Origin of the sequence: Serratia sp. Res13-Sevr-LER1-36-b, assembly GCF_015673035.1 — a bacterium.
Taxonomy (GTDB): Bacteria; Pseudomonadota; Gammaproteobacteria; order Enterobacterales; family Enterobacteriaceae; genus Chania; species Chania fonticola_C.
Genome location: NZ_JADACK010000031.1, coordinates 26,381 through 43,733, shown reverse-complemented (window position 1 = coordinate 43,733; position 17,353 = coordinate 26,381). Strand labels below are relative to the sequence as shown.

Sequence of the window (17,353 nt, the reverse complement as noted above, 5' to 3'; positions counted from 1 at the left end):
ACAACCGGTGTCCGGGAAAAGGAAAATATGACGTTTTTTGAATTTACCTGTTGCCGAGAGAGTTGCGTCACGGCTGAATCGATGCAATTTCAGCATGTTACTGCCGTTTATGCCCGTTACATTTTCTTACGTTGGCGTTGTCCTGCCGATGCCTTTACAATCCCTCACCGCGGATTTAGCGGTATACAGGCAGGTAAAAGGCGTAAAATACGCTCTTGTTGCCGCGATTGTTGTGGTTATTGCAAAGAGAGGTTTGGGTGGAACAGTTTGATGTTGTCGTCATTGGCGCGGGTGCCGCAGGGATGTTTTGTGCTGCGCAGGCAGGGCAACTGGGTTGCCGGGTGCTATTACTCGACAACGGCAAAAAACCGGGCCGCAAGATCCTGATGTCTGGCGGCGGGCGCTGTAACTTCACCAACATGTCCGTTGAACCGGCGGCCTACCTCTCGCATAACCCCCATTTCTGCAAATCGGCATTGGCACGCTATACCCAATGGGATTTTATCGATCTGATTAACCGCTACGGCATCGCCTATCACGAAAAAACCTTGGGGCAGCTGTTTTGTGATGATTCTGCGCAGCAGGTCGTCGATCTGTTGGTGCAAGAGTGCGAACTGGGTCAGGTGGTAACGCGCCTGCGCAGCGAGGTCCTGAGCGTCGAAAAAACCGACCAAGGCTTTGAATTGGCACTTAACGGCGAGTGTGTGAGTGCTCGCTCACTTGTGGTGGCGAGCGGTGGGCTTTCCATGCCGGGCCTGGGGGCCACTCCCTTTGGTTATAAGCTGGCGGAACAGTTTGGCCTGAAAGTGTTACCGACCCGGGCCGGTTTGGTGCCCTTTACGCTGCATAAGCCGCTGTTGGAGCAATCCCAGGCGTTGTCTGGCGTTTCGGTTCCCGCAGTGGTCACGGCGGAAGATGGCACCAGCTTTCGTGAAAGCATCCTGTTTACGCATCGGGGGCTTTCTGGTCCGGCTATCTTGCAGATCTCCAGCTACTGGCAGCCTGGTGAGTTTGTGAGCATTAACTTACTTCCGACGCTAGACCTGGTGGGCTTCCTTAACGAACAGCGCCAGGCACATCCTAACCAGAGCCTGAAAAACACCCTGGCTTTGCACTTGCCGAAGCGCCTGGTGGAATTGCTGCAAGAGTTGGGGCAACTGCCGGAGGCCACGTTGAAGCAACTCACTCCAACGCAGCAGGCAGCGTTGGTTGATAGTTTGCAAGACTGGCGCGTACAACCCAATGGCACCGAGGGTTACCGTACTGCGGAAGTGACCCTTGGCGGTGTGGACACCAAAGAGCTTTCTTCCAAAACCATGGAGGCGAGTAAGGTACCGGGCCTGTACTTTATCGGTGAGGTGGTGGACGTGACAGGCTGGTTGGGGGGTTATAACTTCCAGTGGGCCTGGAGTTCGGCGTGGGCTTGTGCACAGGCTTTGGCTGCGCAGAAATCTTAAAGAGATGGCAGGAATTTCTGAAATTGGCTCGCCATGGAGAGGCGCGGTATGCTGCGCCCATTCAGATAATCAATCGTCTAATTTAAGAACTTTAGAGATAGGAACATCGGACGTAATTCAGAATAATGGGCTCGGCTCGTGCGTTGAGACAAGCGCACTCTTATTCAAATAATAACAAGGAAAGTTCTGCTGATGAAAATCAAATGCGGTTTAGCATTACTGGCTTCTCTGGTGCTGGTTTCCGGCTGTAGCCAAAAGATTTCCTCTTCACGCGCGGTGGCTGAATCCGCCTCTGCTCCGGCTCCTGTAGCTCAGGAAAATAAACTGGGAACGGCATGGGGTGAGGATGTTTACTCTAAAGTGACCACCGTTGACGCGAAGCGTATGCATTCCTCTCCAGACAGTGTCGCCAAAGTGTTTTACAGCGCGGCAGCGTCCAGTAATGGGCAGTACACCAATGAGATCGTGTTGTCTTCCGTCAGAATGCGGGTGCAGACCGAAAATAATCGGGATTTCGCGCTCAATCGCTATAAAAATGGCGAGTTTTCATTCTCTGCCAATGATGGCGAGCGCTACCAACTGTTCTTCTATAACACCAGCCCAAACAAAACCTATGAGGTGGTAACCGCTGTTGACGGCCTGGACGTGATTTCTGGCCGCAGTGGCTCGCTGCGCAATTCCGGCTATCTTGTTTCACCAAAAGGAACTCTGGTGATTGAGGGCTTCCGTAAAAGTGACTCGTCCGTTGCCGCATTCCGTTTTGCAAAACCGGATGACTCCTACGCTGCGAGTTCACTGGCGGGCGAAAAAGAGAATACCGGCGTGATTGGCGTGGCGGTTTATGAAATGGCGCTGCCGGGCCTGCCTGATTGCCAACCGCAGGCGTTTCCTGGGGATGCTAAATACGCCCCTGCGCCCTGCAAGAAACCGTAATTGCGTGAACATGGCCTCAAAATCTGAGGCCATGTTCAGGCTTCGGGCCTGTTTCCAGCATCCTCAGACATCCTAAACACACCGGCATCTCCTGACCCCCGTAGCTGCTATCGCCTCATCGCAGGGTGAACGCTTACCTTTCGGCCAGGAAAACTTTGCTATTGGCAGTTTTCGAGATAATAAATGGTGTACAGGAATAATCTGGTTGGTAATAACTTTACGTTTACAACTATCGTGCTTTTTCAGATTATGCTTCTATATCTTGCGAACGCCTTTTTTATTGTTTTTAACGGGTAATTTACCGGAAAATCTGGTTTTTTTTACCCAATTTAGCTTAGGGATAGATACAATTCGCAGTAGGAATTTTATCTTTTTTTAAGTAAAAAATGTTGCACCATAGAAATTGTGCGAATTATCCTAGTCATTGGTGGGATATAAAAATTTGGCGATCTTTACGCAATGTGACCTATATCAATAAACCATGGCTGGAAAAACCTATCTTGTATAGGGCCAGCTTGGTTAGGGGCGCTTGTGGTTTGTTGTGAGTCGTTAATACATGTTAACGTGCTGATTATTAATCATATCTAGGCAAGGCAATCAGTCTTAGAGGAAAGTGGTTATGCCATGGAGTCATGAAATTCAACAGGCAATTACCTTGTTACAGGCATGCCAACATCGCCATTCGGACAGCCTGCCCTGTCCTGCCAGGGGGGATGAACCTGGCGCAGTAGGTACTTGCGCAGAAAAAATCATGCCATCGATTATCCTGCTTAATGCGTTTGCGGATGTACTTCCGCAGCATCAGGAATTACATCGTCTTGGTATGGTGCTGGAGGCCCAAGGCCTGATCAAGAAATTGACTCAAGGGGAGAGCTACAGTCAAAGTGCACTGGCGTATTTACGTGCGCAAATCGAACCCTGACAGTTCCATCAGTACCCCTCTATTTTAGCGAGGGGTTGCTTTTTGGTGCATACGGTACCGGCTCATTATTAACGAGCTATTTATTTCACCGTATTTTGAACTTATGCAGTCATTGACGTGTTGGATAAGGGGGACCAATATAGGGTGCAACGCCCGGGTATTTTATCGATATAATTCTATTTTCGCCGGAAGTTTTATTAATTGCTTCAACACGTATACCTATTGTCGTGCTGTTGGGGCGGGGTAAACTAATACTACATTATTAATAATGTGCCAACAGTGACCTCGACTCCTTTCGGCTCAGCAACATTTTGTTCAGCTTGGCTCTACACTGCATCAACCGCTCTCCCCATGCGCTGAGCTCGCCGGTTCGCAGACCGATTAACAACTTGCCTGAATGTTTTTACTGGCAGAAAATACCTTCATGGATTTCAGCTGGCTGCCAGCAGTTCGCCGCTGAAAGAGGAGAGTCGCGCAACAGGTCGGAGTGAGCATGAAGGGCAGTAATGAATTACTGGTATTGGAAGGCATCCATTATCAAATTGACGAGCAGGTTATTCTGGATGCCGTTTCTTTCACCCTGAAGTCGGGCGAATTTAAGTTGATCACCGGGCCTTCGGGGTGTGGCAAGAGTACTTTGTTGAAGATCGTTTCCTCATTGCTTAGCCCAACTCGTGGCAACATCACCTTCAACGGTAAAAATATTGATGACGTTGCCCCAGAAGAATACCGCAAGCTGGTTTCTTACTGCTTCCAAACGCCAGCCCTGTTTGGTGACACCGTCTACGATAACCTCGCGTTACCCTATCAAATTCGCAAACTGAAACCCGATGAGAAGAAAATACGCCAGGATCTGGCGCTGTTGGCCTTGCCGGATAGCATGTTGAGAAAAGGTATCAATGAGCTCTCCGGCGGTGAGAAACAGCGTATTTCCTTGATCCGGAATCTGCAATTTATGCCAAAGGTACTGCTGCTTGATGAGATCACCAGTGCTCTGGATGAAGACAACAAACGTAACGTCAACGAGTTGATCTGCCGTCTGGTAGCCGAGCAAGGTCTGGGAGTGCTATGGGTTACACACGATAAGGATGAAATTGCGCATGCGGACGAGGTGATCACCCTGCCGCTGAGCCGCGTCAATAGCCAGGAGAAAGTCCATGAACCAGCATAATATCACCAACGAGTCATTAGGCCTGTCGATGCTCCTGGTGATTGTCGCCATTCTGATCAGCCACAAAGAGAAACTGGCGCTGGAAAAAGACATTATCTGGAGCATTTGCCGTGCAGTGGTGCAGTTGGTTATCGTCGGCTACGTTTTAAAATATATCTTTGATTTGGATAATGGAATATTAACGGTGTTGATGGTGCTGTTTATCTGCTTCAATGCAGCATATAACGCGAAAAAACGCAGTAAGTATATCGATAACGCGTTTACCATTTCGTTTATTGCCATTACTGCAGGGGCGACGTTGACGTTGGTAGTGCTGGTACTGAGCGGTTCGATTGCCTTTACGCCAATGCAGGTGATCCCCATTTCCGGCATGATTGCTGGCAACGCGATGGTGGCGGTGGGTCTGTGCTACAACAACCTTGGGCAACGTTTTAAAGACCAACAGCAGAAGATCCAGGAGATGCTCAGCCTGGGAGCTTCCCCCAAATTCGCTTCTGCGGCTCTGATCCGTGACAGTATTCGTGCCTCGCTGATCCCGACGATAGACTCCGCTAAAACGGTTGGGTTGGTAAGCCTGCCAGGAATGATGTCAGGTTTGATCTTTGCCGGTATCGATCCGGTAAAAGCCATCAAGTATCAGATCATGGTGACATTTATGCTGCTTTCTACCGCCAGCCTGTCAACCATCATCGCCTGCTATCTGGCTTATCGGAAGTTTTACAACCAGCGTGAGCAACTGGTGGTTCATACGCTCAAATAGGCACTTTTCGCCCTACGCAGTAAGTGTAAAGCGAGACTCCCTGTGCCTACGGGCAGCTTATGCGTTTATCCTTGCAGTAATGCAATACTGTGGCGGATCTCGCGTTCGATATCGCCTTCTGTCCAGGAGTTTAGCTGTGAAGAGAACGGCTCGAAGGCATAGATCCCCCGGTAGCCCAAGCGTTCCAGGTTCTGTACCTGGGCTACGCTTGCCAACCGATCTTTATCGCTCAGCATAATACGCTCTTCATCGCTCAATGCGGCTTTGATGAGCGGATCCTCAACACCAGAGAGATGCACCAAACCAATCTGCTCAACCCGGATCTGAGCATCAAACTCTGGTTGTACTACGTCGCTCAGATAGTGGTGGAACGTATCTAGCACTATCTTATAGGGTGCGCCAGAATCACGAATGATTGCCTGTGCCAACAAGGAAGAGCGCAGTGAGCTCATGCCAAACCCTAATGGTTCCACGTAGCCCTCAACGCCGTACTGTTTGAACAGCGGAGCGAGTAGTCGTAGTGCAGCCAGCGTATCTTCCCTCTTTTGCGACTCACTACGCCGGTCACTTGCGTTGCAATGTGGGCACATCACCACCGCCTTGCTATGGATGGCTTTCGCCTGAATCAGCAACGCTTCAGCGTTTTTCAGCAGTGCTGCTTGATTTTCCAGCAGGTTGAACATTCCCAGCGCGTTGATGGTGACGATCTCAATGCCGAACTCTTCGGCTAGCGCGTTTAACTGCTCATTGCTCAGGTTGTCGGTTACTTTGCCACCCGACATATCGTTGCGCAGTTCGACCTTGCTTAACCCACATCTTTTCACCAGGCGGAAGAAGTTCTCCAGCGTGAGATTGGGGGCGATCTTACGGTTGATACAAAAACGTTCCAATGAAATGGCCATGATGCATCACTCCTGGGTTTGCCGGCTTTAGGCTTTGCCATCTTCTACCGTGACGATTTCAGATAGCGGTTGGCGATAGCGTTTTGCCATCACGACGTCTTCCATTCTTTCCAGTGAAACGCCCTTGGTTTCTGGAATAAAGCGGGCGATAAACCAATAGCTGAACAGGCAGCAGGCGGCAAAGACCCACATTGGGAACGCCCCGTGGAAGGTGGAGAACAGATAAGGTTGGTCATTGATCATCGGGAAGCTCTGGGCCACGACGAAGTTGGCTAGCCACATACAGCCAACGGCAATGCTCATTCCTTGCGAACGCATACGGTTGGGGAAGATTTCGGAGACCAGCACCCATGCACCTACGCCCCATGACATGGCGTAGAACACCATAAAGAACAGCATGCCAAACAGCGCAAAGTAGCCGGTTGCCTGGGTATACAAGGCGTAAGAGGTGATCAGCAGGCCAACAATGGTGCCCAGGGTGCCCCAGCGCATCAGTGGGATACGGCCTAAGCGATCCATCAGCATGGCGCCGATCACCGAACCGACCAGCTGTAACACGCCGATCCAGATGGTCTGGAATAGGGCTTCTTGCGCATTTTCGGTCACGGTTTTCAGCACCACCGGGGCGTAATACATCATGACGTTAACCCCCGTCACCTGTTGCAGCATGGCGATCATACAGCCGACAAACAGGATGAAGCGCACGCGCACGTCGCCATAATTCAGCTTTTGCTTACGGTGCTGCTCGTCCTGGCGAAGCGACTCCTTGATTTCTCTTAAAACGCTTTTAGCATGTTCAGCATTTGAAACGCGGGTCAGCATGGCTAAAGCCTGATCGTCGCGGCCTACCATCACGCTCCAGCGTGGTGATTCGGGGATGACAAAGACCAAGGCGGTGAACAACAGGCAGGGAATAACCTCTGAGCCAATCATCCAGCGCCAGCCCATTTCAATCAGCCAGGCTTCGCTGGCATAGCTGGCAATCTTGAAGTTAACGTAAAAAATCACGATCTGACCGAACACGATGGCGAACTGCTGCATGCTGAGCGCCCGGCCCCGCATATCCTTCGGTGAGACTTCTGACATGTACATGGGGGATACCGTTGCGGCCAGCCCGACGGCCAACCCCCCAATGATGCGATAGATAACAAACCAGGTGAAGGTGCTGGCCAGAGCGGCACCGACTGCAGAGACGGTAAACAGGAAGGCAGCTACCACCAGGGCCTTTTTACGCCCATAGCGCCCGGCCAGCGGCCCAGCGCCGAAGGCACCGACCACGCAGCCGATCACCACGTTGGACACTGCCCAGCCGGTTTCTGCCGGACTGAGGTCAAAGTAGGCTTTAAGGGCTTCGATCGCACCAGAAATCACGGCGGTGTCATAACCAAACAGAATGCCGCCGAGTGCTGCAATTCCGCAGATACGCAGAATATACCCAGTATTGTGTTTACGCTGATGTGACATATGTTGCTCCGATTTTTATCCTGGCTTCTGCCTACTTAAGTGACTTGTAGGGGGTAGGGAGGCAGAAGGGTGAACCGTGCCTGTCATCAAGGCGGTGTTTTTCAGTGGGCCTTTGGCAGACAAGAACATTTATTTCATATTTAGTGAATAATGAAATATTGATTTTTAGATCCAGTTCAAAAAATTGAGCATAAATAGGGCAAATGTTCTCCCCGATTTGCATAGCAGATTGGAAAATTGACTCGTCCAGGCGGGAAAGCGTATCTGTATAAAAAATAGGGATTACTGCGTAAGGCCGCGCAGCTAGCGGATCGCAGATAGCGTCGTTTGCCACCACCCGCTCTGCCTACGGGCATGGCAAATTTGCGATCGGCGGCACTAAAAATAAATTTTCTAAAAACTTTTATTTGAAACTTTTTTTTCAATAGAATAGAGTTTGATTCATCTGGTCAGGATTTAATCTGCCTGTGGGCCGTACTCTTGCAGGCGGCACGATGAACGTCACGGTATGCGGCAATGCTTCAATCCGTGGCGATAGCGGACTTAAGAGAGGGTGAAACATGAAAACCGTGGGTAACTTTATTGGTGGGCAGGTTTGCCTGAGCAGCAGTAACCAAACCGTCGACGTGCACAATCCGGCCAGCGGTCAGGTTGAACGCCGTGTGACGCAGAGCACCGCCGCCGAGGTGAAACAGGCTATTGATGTCGCCCATCAGGCATTTACCGACTGGGCGCGTACCACGCCGCTGCGCCGGGCGCGTATCATGTTCAATTTCAAAGCATTGCTAGAGCAGCACCGCGAAGAGTTGGCGCAACTGATCGTCAGTGAACATGGCAAAGTCTATTCCGATGCGCTGGGTGAATTGACCCGAGGCATGGAGGTGGTGGAGTTTGCCTGCGGTATTCCGCACCTGATCAAAGGGGAATACTCACCGGACGTAGGCACCGGCGTGGACAGTTTCTCGCTGATGCAGCCGCTGGGCGTAGTGGCCGGGATCACGCCGTTTAACTTCCCGGCCATGGTGCCGATGTGGATGTTCCCTATCGCGCTGGCCTGCGGCAATACCTTCGTCCTGAAGCCTCCGGCCTTGGTGCCTTCGGCCTCCGTGCGCCTGGCAGAACTGCTGAAAGAGGCGGGCCTGCCAGATGGGGTATTCAACGTCGTGCATTGCGGCAATGAAGAAGCCTCGCAGCTGTGCACCGATCCACGCATTCAGGCGGTGAGCTTCGTTGGCTCCTCCACCGTTGCAGAGCATATTTACACCACCGCCAGCGCACATGGCAAACGTGTACAGGCCTTTGGGGCCGCCAAAAATCAGGCTATCGTTATGCCGGATGCGGATCTGGATGCCACGGTCAATGCGCTGATGGGAGGGGCATTTGGCTCGGCCGGTGAACGTTGCATGGCTCTGCCGGTGGCCGTCGTGGTTGGTGATAGCACCGCAGATAAACTGATTGCCAAACTCAAACCGCTGATCGCCCAGCTGCGGGTTGGCCCCGGTATGCAGCAAGGTGGTGAGGAAAATGAAATGGGGCCGTTGGTCTCATCCGCCCATCAGAAAAAAGTATTGGGGTACATTGATATTGGCGTTAAAGAGGGCGCAACGCTGGTGGTCGATGGTCGTGATTATCAGGTGCCGGGTTATCCGGAGGGTTACTACGTGGGTGGCACCCTGTTCGATAACGTACAACCTGATATGCGTATCTACCGCGAGGAGATCTTCGGGCCGGTATTGGGCATTGTGCGTGTGGCCGATTACCAAACGGCCATCGATACGGTGAACAGCCACGAGTTTGGTAACGGCAGCGCCATTTTTACCAATAATGGTCACTATGCTCGCCAGTTTGTGCATGAGGTTCAGGCAGGGATGGTGGGGGTTAACGTGCCGGTACCGGTGCCGATGGCTTTCCACAGCTTTGGCGGCTGGAAACGTTCAGTATTCGGTGCACTTAACGTACATGGTACGGACGGCGTGCGATTCTACACCCGCATGAAGACGGCCACCGCACGTTGGCCAACCGGCCAGCAAACGGTATCCGAATACAGTATGCCAACGCTGGGCTAAACCGCAGCCAGGCATGCCGAGGCCGTTATTCCACCGGGATAGCGGCCGCTGTCGCTGGTATCAATGCATTGCAGCCACACTCATAAGCACGGGATTTAAGGAGCATTGTCATGTCATCATTACTTGCGAAATGTCAGCAACCGGATGCGCAGGGGCGTATTCAGTCCGTCACCCCGGAAAATGCCGGTTGGCGTTTTGTCGGGTTTGAGGTCTATCGGTTAGCGGCCGGGCAGTCGTTGCGGTTGGAGAGTGGCGACAAGGAGCTTTGCCTGGTGCTGGTGGCAGGTATTGCCTCTGTGGCAACGCAACGAGCGGAGTATCCACATATTGGTAAGCGGATGAGCCCGTTTGAGCGCACGCCACCTTATTCCGTTTATGTACCCCATCACGACCATGTTGAAGTCCGGGCAGAGACCGATCTGGAACTGGCGGTATGCAGCGCGCCGGGTAACGGGCATCTGCCTTCACGCTTGCTCACCCCGGCAGACGTCGGCGTGGAGCGGCGGGGTAAAGGCCGTAACCAACGGCTGGTACACAATATTCTGCCGGATAGCCAACCGGCCGATAGCCTGCTGGTGGTTGAGGTCTATACCGACGAAGGCAATACCAGTTCCTACCCAAGCCATAAGCACGACCAGGAAAACTCGCCGGACGAAACCTACCTGGAAGAAACCTATTACCACCGTCTTAACCCTGAACAGGGGTTCTGCCTGCAACGTGTCTATACCGACGATCGTTCGCTGGATGAGTGTATGCCGGTCTATAACCGCGATGTGGTAAAAGTGCCGCGCGGTTACCATCCGGTGGCTACTCTGGCCGGGTACGACAATTACTATCTCAATGTGATGGCGGGGCCAGTACGCCTGTGGAAGTTCACTTGGGAAAAAGATCACGCCTGGATCAACAGCGAAAGCTATTGATACTGACAAGGTGGGGGCGCTCCGCAAACCTGCGCCCCTTTAACCGTACCTTGTCGAAAGTTACAGCTCTTTGGCGTTATTCAGTGCCAATGATACCGCCAGCGTTTGCGCCAAACACATGGAGGCCACCTGCGAGCGGAACCCATCTACCTGTGCTTCGCGCACTACAAAACAGACATCGCTGAAGGCGGCCAGCGGGCTGACCTGGCTGTCGGTAATGGCGATGAGCTGTGCGCCCTGCTTGGCGCCCAACTCCACCAGTTCTACCGCTTCTTTGGCATAAGGCGAATAGCTGATGGCGATCACCACGTCCTTAGGCTTCACCATGCTGAGCTGTTCGGTAAACATCCCGCCTAGCCCGTCGATCAGGAAGGCGCGCCTTTCCAGGTGGCGCAGGGCATAGGTGAGATAGGAAGCCACGCTGAATGAGCGGCGCAGGCCAATCACGTAGATATTTTCCGCATTATTCAACAGCTCTACCGCCCGATCCAACTGCTCGGCGCTGGTTTGCATCGCCAACTGTTGCAGCGCCTGCGAGTTGACCATCGTAAACACGTTAAGGATTTCTGCCGGCTTTTCCGGGGCAACGCTGTCGTCGGTAGAGGTTTGGCGGAACAGGCGTGCGCGCTCGGTATAGTTCACCGTTTCTTCCATCAGATGCTGGCGGAAGACCTGCTTCATTTCGTTGAAGCCGCTGAAGCCAAAGGCGTTGGCGAAACGGATCAGGGTAGAAGGTGGCACGCTGGCCTGTGCGGCGATGGAGGCAACGGTATCGAAAGCAATGCTGTTACTGTTATCCAGGATGTAGCGTGCCACCTGTTTCAAGCGCTTGCTCAGCGTTTCATAACGGCGGCGGATCTCGTCCTGTAACAGCGAAAGTTGAGTTGGGTTAGTCATCCATTCGGCTCGCAGTATTGGCTGAGGCGTATTGGTTTATACGCTGAAAATATTGTCCGGTTATTCTAACAGATGGAGTGGACATTTCATTTCTACAAAAAGCGATTTATTTCGTCGCCAGTTGCGTTACTTCACAGAAAATGGGCAAAAAAATCCCCTTAAAGCAGCGAAAATCACTTTAAGGGGTAGGTTCGTTAACCACGCCAGCTTAACTACGGCTGGTTTTACTCGCAGGCTGCGGGCGATATTGCCGCCAGAAACCGATCAGCGTCAGGTATTTCTGTTTCACCTGTTCGATCAGCCCGGCGTCATCGATCTCACCTTGTAGCCAAAGGCGTGAAGAAGTGCCAAAAATGGTGCGGCCAACCGCGAAGCCTTTTACCCAGTGGGCATCTGCGGCTGCGGCGAACCCGGCTTTCAGCGTTTCCTGTGGAGAGTCTAGCCCGAGGATTAGCACCCCGCGGCAGAATGGGTCGTGAGTTTCAATCAATTCACCCACTTTTTGCCAGTTGGCGGCACTAAGCGGCGGCAATTTCCACCAGTCTGGCAGAACGCCCAACCGGTAGAAATGTTCCATCACCTGTAGATAGTTGCTCTCGTCTTTGTCGGCATGACCTTCTGGCAAAATGACTTCCAGCAACAGCTCATGGCCCGATTTGCAGCAGCCACGATACACGTCAACGATCAGCTCATCCTGCTCATGGCGCAGCGCTTCGGCATCCTGTGGATGATAAAACACCAGGCATTTGACCACGTGCTCTTGGGGCCAGTCGATCAGCTGCGAGCCAATATTACCGTGCTCCAACCGCAAAGGGCGGGAGCTTGGCAGCTCTACCGGGCGGCCAATCCACCAGCCCTGGCCAGTAATGGCATTCAATGCCGCCTGGCCGTAGGTCGTATCTGCCAGAATGCCGCTGTTGCCGTGTAACCCCGCTTCGGCAGCGGCAGCCTGTGCGGCGGCCAACAACAACGTTTTTAACTGTGGGATCCGCTCTGTACTCACTCCCGCCTCTCGCGCCATCTCTGCCAACTGCTTGCGGTGATCAAAAGCGAATACGCACAGTTCAGGCCATTGCTGTTTTCGTGTGGTAACGCGGTGCAGGTGGTTCAGCCGGGCATCCAGATCCGGGCGTTTCACCTCTTGTTCGCGTTGCAGGTAATCGTCCAGCTCCAGCTTGGTCGGCATTGCCGGGGCGCAGCCGTGGCGTGACACCACAAGTGCACCGCAGGCATTGGCGTAACGGCAAGCCTGCTCCCAACCCTCATCGTTCAGATAGCCACGTAGCAGGCCAGACATAAAGGCATCACCTGCGCCGAGCACGTTCAAAACGTCAACGCGAACGCCAGAATGCAGTTTGACTTGCTGCCAATCGGTGGGGATATCTCCTTCAAATACCGAGCACCCCTGCGCCCCTCGCTTGCACACCAACGTTGCCTGGGTGACCTTACGGACGTTTTGCAACGCGATCAGCGTATCGGTGCTGCCGCCAGCGATATGGAACTCTTCTTCAGTCCCCACGATGAGATTGAAATGGTGCAGGACTTCCTGCAACTCGCGGGTCACCTTTTCCGATTCGATAAAGCGGGTCTCGCCATCGCCTAACGAGGTCAATCCCCACAGCACTGGCCGATAATCGATATCCAATGCGGTACGCAGCTCGTGGCGGTGGGCGTATTCCAACGCTTTAAGCACCGCTGCGCGCGTTTTGGGGTGGGAAAGGTGGGTACCGGTGATCGCCAAAGCCCGTGATGATGCGATGTAGTTTTCATCGATATCCTCAGGTGTCAGCGCCATGTCGGCACAGTTTTCACGGTAGAAAATCAGCGGGAAGGTTTCCTGATCCTTGATGCCCAGGATCACCAGGCCGGTGAGACGCTGTTTATCGGTGATCAGGCTCTGCGTATCCGCGCCGACGCGCTGGAGTTCTTCACGCAGAAAGCGGCCCATGTGTTCATCCCCTACGCGAGCCAGCATGCCGGATTTTAACCCTTGGATCGCGGTGCCATAGGCCACGTTGCCAGAGGAGCCGCCGAGGTATTTGGCGAATGAGCTGGCATCTTCCAGGCGTGCGCCGATTTGTTGAGCATAGAAATCGACAGCGATGCGCCCGAGGCAAATGACATCAAGCTGTTTTTGTTGTGTGGCCATACCCGTTTCCTTCTGTCATTAAGCAAAACCGATTGCGACCCGGTAAAGGAGCTATGTAGGAAGCATAGTTCGAAGTATGAGGAATAAAAATTTCAATTTCAATATGAAATGAAATTTACACCCCGTAAATGTGATGCATTTAAGAGCGGCCTACAACGGATGGTCTGCCGACCTAGTGTATTATTATTTATATAACAGTGACTTGATGAAATTTCTGCACAAGCGAGCGCCATCTTGATGGCTGCAGGCTCGATCGTCGAGTGAGCGCATCGTTCGAAAGAGAGTTATGACGACTTATTACTTAATTAATTGAATTATATAAATAACTGTAACCTGGGTGGTTTGGTAATATGCGATCTTTATCGCAAAATGAAATGTTTTTTCTGTATTGATATTTTATGAAAAATATATTTGTTTATAATCAATGCACGTTTCAAACCGCTTATTGCATGAGCAGTGTGTAACAACCCAGACAAGATTATCACTGCTTTTGTGTAACGAAAGTCAGCGCTACGCCACTCGGATACACCTGCCTGCTTGCAAATCACCATCTGCAGCAGGCTCGGGATAACGCCAAATGAAAGGGTGAGTAAAATGGGTAAGATCAAGTTGACCATGGCACAGGCATTGGTCAGATTTCTCGACAATCAGTACCTGCTGGTAGACGGTGTCGAAACCAAATTCGTAAAGGGTATCTTCGCCATTTTCGGCCACGGTAACGTCCTCGGCCTGGGGCAGGCTCTGGAGCAAGACTGTGGCGATCTGGTGGTGCATCAGGGGCGCAACGAACAGGGGATGGCGCATGCTGCTACCGGGTTTGCCAAGCAGAAGCTGCGCCAGCAGATCTACGCCTGTACTTCTTCCATCGGCCCCGGTGCGGCCAATATGATCACCGCTGCGGCCACTGCCACGGCTAACCGCATTCCTCTACTGCTGCTGCCGGGCGATGTGTACGCCTCTCGCCAGCCCGATCCGGTATTGCAACAGATCGAACAACCCTACGATTTAAGCATCAGCACCAACGACGCATTTCGCGCCGTCAGTAAATATTGGGATCGCATTGTGCGCCCGGAACAGCTGATGAGCGCCTGCATTAATGCCATGCGCGTGCTGACCGATCCGGCAGAAACCGGTGCTGTCACGCTATGCCTCCCGCAGGACGTTCAGGGCGAAGCCTACGATTACCCAGACTATTTCTTCCATAAACGGCTGCATCGCCTTGAACGTCGTCCGGCCAGCCAAGGATCGCTGGCAGATGCTTTGGCGTTGCTGGTGGGTAAACGCAAGCCGTTGATAATCTGTGGTGGTGGGGTGAAATATTCGCAGGCTGGGCAGGCGTTGCAGCAGTTTGCTGAACGCTTCCATATTCCGTTTGCAGAAACTCAGGCAGGTAAAGGTACGGTGCTTTCTGCCCATCCTTATAACGTGGGTGGCATCGGTGAAACCGGCTGTCTGGCGGCCAACACGCTGGCGAAGCAGGCAGACCTGGTGATCGGCATCGGCACCCGTTACAGCGATTTCACCACCTCGTCCAAATGGTTATTCCAAAATCCGGATGTGGAATTCCTTAATATCAACGTCAGCACGTTTGATGCTGGCAAGCTGGACGGTCTGCAAGTCTTGGCGGATGCCCGTACGGCGCTGGCCTCTCTCAGCCCATTGTTGGCTCAGGCGGATTATCGTGCCGATTGGCAAGACGCGATCAGCAAGGCGCTGGGTGAACAGCAAAAAGAGACCGAGCGTGTCTATCAAGTGACCTATAGCGGCGAAGGCTTTGTGCCGGAAATCGACGATAGCCTCGATCGTGAACAGGTGTTTGCCGAGTTTATCGAAAAAACCGACTCCGTATTAACCCAAAGCCGAGTGCTGGGGGTGCTGAATGAGCATTTACCGCAGGATAGCGTCATCGTTGCCGCTGCTGGCAGTTTGCCAGGCGATCTGCAGCGTGTCTGGCAAAACCGGGGTGAGCACGGCTATCACGTCGAATACGGCTACTCCTGTATGGGCTATGAGGTTAACGCCGCGTTAGGCGTCAAGCTTGCGGAGCCACAACGCGAAGTTTACGCCATGGTAGGGGATGGGGCGTTCATGATGCTGCATTCTGAGCTGGTCACCTCGATCCAGGAAGGTTGCAAGATCAACGTGGTGCTGTTCGATAACATGACCAACGGCTGCATCAACAACCTGCAGATAGAGCACGGCATGGGGAGCTATACCACCGAGTTCCGCTTCCGTAATCCGCAAGGCGGCAAATTGGATGGCAAGCTCGTTCCGGTCAACTTTGCGATGTTGGCAGCGGCCTATGGTTGCAAAACCTACAGCATAACTACCGAACAACAGCTGATCGAAGCGCTGGCAGATGCCCGCAAGCAACAGGTTTCTACCCTGCTGGATATCAAAGTGCTGCCAAAAACCATGGTGCACAAATATCTCAGTTGGTGGCGCGTGGGCGGTGCCCAGGTGGCCGAAAGTGAAAAAATTATCGCCGTCGCCCGCAAGCTGCAAGAGAACATCGATAAAGCCCGCGACTACTGATAACGCAATGCCTTGGCAATCGTAGGTGCGGCTGAGAACGCCGCGCTCACATAAACAATCGGATCTACCTCAGACCTTGCGTCTGCCGTTTACAGTCCATGAGGATAACGAAAATGACATTGAACATTGGGGTTATTGGTACCGGCGCTATCGGTAGGGATCATATTCGCCGCTGTAGCCAGGTGTTGCAGGGTAGCCGCGTGGTTGCGGTGAATGACATCAATCGAGACAGTGCGGCCAAGGTGGTCAGTGAACTGAAACTGGACGCCAAGGTTTATGACAATGCCCACGATCTGATCAACTCTTCAGACGTACAGGCGGTGCTGGTCACGTCATGGGGGCCGAGCCATGAAGAGTTTGTGCTGGCCGCCATTGCCGCAGGTAAACCGGTATTTTGCGAGAAACCGCTAGCGGTTACGGCACAGGGCTGCAAGAACATCGTGGATGCCGAAGCCAAGCATGGCAAACGCCTGGTACAGGTGGGCTTTATGCGTCCTTACGATCAGGGCTACCGGGCGCTGAAACAGGTGCTGACCAGCGGTCAGATCGGAGAGCCGCTGATGCTGCACTGTGCCCACCGCAACCCAAGGGTCGGTGAAGCCTACACCACGGATATGGCCATAACCGATACGCTCATTCACGAGTTAGACGTCCTGCGTTGGCTGCTGGACGATGATTACGTTTCGGTACAGGTGGTTTTCCCACGTAAGAGCAGCAAAGCCTTGCCACATTTGAGAGACCCGCAAATTGTGCTGATGGAAACGGCCAAGGGCACCCGTATTGACGTCGAAATTTTTGTTAACTGCCAATACGGCTACGACATTCAGTGTGAGGTGGTGGGGGAAACCGGCATCGCCAAGCTGCCAGAACCTTCCGCGGTGCAAATGCGTAGCGGTGCCAAACTGTCCACCGAGATCCTGGTTGACTGGAAAGACCGCTTTATCGGTGCTTATGACGTTGAGCTGCAAGCCTTTATCAATGACGTCCAGGCCGGCAAGCTCACCGGGCCTTCTGCTTGGGATGGCTTTGCGGCTGCGGTGGCGGCAGATGCCTGTATCGCCGCGCAGAACAGCGGTGAAGTGGTGCCAGTGACCTTGCCCGCTCGCCCTGGCTTCTATGGCAAATAACTTTCCAGGCCACGCCGGTGGGAAAGATAGCCGGTAAGTGCCTACATGAC

Annotated in this window: 13 protein-coding genes; 9 read left to right on the top strand and 4 right to left on the bottom strand. The window is 52.9% G+C overall.

All coding sequences use genetic code 11. The annotated features are described in order from the left end of the window. Positions 1-257: 257 nt before the first annotated feature. The 5 genes from IMQ33_RS20010 to fetB all read left to right on the top strand — a co-directional run bounded on the left by IMQ33_RS20010 (position 258) and on the right by fetB (position 5,243). Entirely contained in the window at positions 258-1,457 is a 1,200-nt protein-coding gene (locus IMQ33_RS20010; protein WP_196061847.1) for an NAD(P)/FAD-dependent oxidoreductase, read from the top strand. A 192-nt stretch (positions 1,458-1,649) separates the two neighbouring features. After that, entirely contained in the window at positions 1,650-2,390 is a 741-nt protein-coding gene (locus tag IMQ33_RS20005; protein WP_098929506.1) for a hypothetical protein, read from the top strand. Between the two features lie 619 nt (positions 2,391-3,009). After that, positions 3,010-3,312, top strand: a complete 303-nt coding sequence (locus IMQ33_RS20000; RefSeq protein WP_021181767.1) for a hypothetical protein — start codon at positions 3,010-3,012, stop codon at positions 3,310-3,312. 493 nt (positions 3,313-3,805) lie between these two features. Beyond that, positions 3,806-4,483 carry an iron ABC transporter ATP-binding protein FetA gene (gene fetA / locus IMQ33_RS19995; protein ID WP_196061846.1) on the top strand — a complete coding sequence of 226 codons (678 nt, stop codon included), beginning with the start codon at positions 3,806-3,808 and terminating at the stop codon, positions 4,481-4,483. Beyond that, complete coding sequence (gene fetB / locus IMQ33_RS19990; protein ID WP_098929508.1) at positions 4,470-5,243, top strand: iron export ABC transporter permease subunit FetB; 774 nt, start codon at positions 4,470-4,472, stop codon at positions 5,241-5,243. The genes fetA and fetB overlap by 14 nt, the downstream gene beginning before the upstream one ends. 65 nt (positions 5,244-5,308) lie before the next feature. On the opposite strand, the gene IMQ33_RS19985 is transcribed toward fetB, so the two are convergent. Both IMQ33_RS19985 and IMQ33_RS19980 read right to left on the bottom strand, forming a co-directional pair. Next, positions 5,309-6,145: a TIM barrel protein gene (locus tag IMQ33_RS19985; RefSeq protein ID WP_196061845.1), complete on the bottom strand. Its 837-nt coding sequence runs from the start codon at positions 6,143-6,145 to the stop codon at positions 5,309-5,311. A gap of 27 nt (positions 6,146-6,172) precedes the next feature. Continuing rightward, positions 6,173-7,609, bottom strand: coding sequence for a sugar porter family MFS transporter (locus IMQ33_RS19980; protein ID WP_161712921.1), 1,437 nt, complete (start codon positions 7,607-7,609; stop codon positions 6,173-6,175). Between the two features lie 560 nt (positions 7,610-8,169). Here IMQ33_RS19980 and IMQ33_RS19975 point away from each other — a divergent pair. Continuing rightward, positions 8,170-9,675, top strand: a complete 1,506-nt coding sequence (locus tag IMQ33_RS19975; protein ID WP_024482786.1) for a CoA-acylating methylmalonate-semialdehyde dehydrogenase — start codon at positions 8,170-8,172, stop codon at positions 9,673-9,675. Positions 9,676-9,785: 110 nt separating this feature from the next. Next, a complete protein-coding gene (iolB, locus tag IMQ33_RS19970) occupies positions 9,786-10,595 on the top strand; it encodes a 5-deoxy-glucuronate isomerase (RefSeq protein ID WP_196061844.1) in 810 nt (269 codons plus the stop codon). A gap of 60 nt (positions 10,596-10,655) precedes the next feature. On the opposite strand, the gene IMQ33_RS19965 is transcribed toward iolB, so the two are convergent. Then, positions 10,656-11,492, bottom strand: a complete 837-nt coding sequence (locus IMQ33_RS19965) for a MurR/RpiR family transcriptional regulator (RefSeq protein WP_021181760.1) — start codon at positions 11,490-11,492, stop codon at positions 10,656-10,658. A gap of 208 nt (positions 11,493-11,700) precedes the next feature. After that, positions 11,701-13,641, bottom strand: a complete 1,941-nt coding sequence (gene iolC, locus IMQ33_RS19960; RefSeq protein ID WP_196061843.1) for a 5-dehydro-2-deoxygluconokinase — start codon at positions 13,639-13,641, stop codon at positions 11,701-11,703. Between the two features lie 594 nt (positions 13,642-14,235). Between iolC and iolD the strand changes: the two genes are divergently transcribed. Together iolD and IMQ33_RS19950 are read left to right on the top strand one after the other, a co-directional pair. Beyond that, positions 14,236-16,176, top strand: a complete 1,941-nt coding sequence (gene iolD / locus IMQ33_RS19955; protein ID WP_196061842.1) for a 3D-(3,5/4)-trihydroxycyclohexane-1,2-dione acylhydrolase (decyclizing) — start codon at positions 14,236-14,238, stop codon at positions 16,174-16,176. A gap of 113 nt (positions 16,177-16,289) precedes the next feature. After that, positions 16,290-17,303 (top strand): Gfo/Idh/MocA family protein, encoded by a 1,014-nt coding sequence (locus IMQ33_RS19950; protein ID WP_065683989.1) that lies wholly within the window; start codon positions 16,290-16,292, stop codon positions 17,301-17,303. Positions 17,304-17,353 lie beyond the last annotated feature (50 nt).

Excerpts from the sequence above, each read along its gene's own strand:
- iolD (WP_196061842.1), top strand. The coding sequence starts at position 14,236 with ATGGGTAAGATCAAGTTGACCATGGCACAGGCATTGGTCAGATTTCTC.
- IMQ33_RS20005 (WP_098929506.1), top strand. The coding sequence starts at position 1,650 with ATGAAAATCAAATGCGGTTTAGCATTACTGGCTTCTCTGGTGCTGGTT.
- iolC (WP_196061843.1), bottom strand. The coding sequence starts at position 13,641 with ATGGCCACACAACAAAAACAGCTTGATGTCATTTGCCTCGGGCGCATC.
- IMQ33_RS20000 (WP_021181767.1), top strand. The coding sequence starts at position 3,010 with ATGCCATGGAGTCATGAAATTCAACAGGCAATTACCTTGTTACAGGCA.
- IMQ33_RS19965 (WP_021181760.1), bottom strand. The coding sequence starts at position 11,492 with ATGACTAACCCAACTCAACTTTCGCTGTTACAGGACGAGATCCGCCGC.
- fetB (WP_098929508.1), top strand. The coding sequence starts at position 4,470 with ATGAACCAGCATAATATCACCAACGAGTCATTAGGCCTGTCGATGCTC.
- IMQ33_RS19950 (WP_065683989.1), top strand. The coding sequence starts at position 16,290 with ATGACATTGAACATTGGGGTTATTGGTACCGGCGCTATCGGTAGGGAT.
- fetA (WP_196061846.1), top strand. The coding sequence starts at position 3,806 with ATGAAGGGCAGTAATGAATTACTGGTATTGGAAGGCATCCATTATCAA.
- iolB (WP_196061844.1), top strand. The coding sequence starts at position 9,786 with ATGTCATCATTACTTGCGAAATGTCAGCAACCGGATGCGCAGGGGCGT.
- IMQ33_RS19975 (WP_024482786.1), top strand. The coding sequence starts at position 8,170 with ATGAAAACCGTGGGTAACTTTATTGGTGGGCAGGTTTGCCTGAGCAGC.
- IMQ33_RS19980 (WP_161712921.1), bottom strand. The coding sequence starts at position 7,609 with ATGTCACATCAGCGTAAACACAATACTGGGTATATTCTGCGTATCTGC.
- IMQ33_RS19985 (WP_196061845.1), bottom strand. The coding sequence starts at position 6,145 with ATGGCCATTTCATTGGAACGTTTTTGTATCAACCGTAAGATCGCCCCC.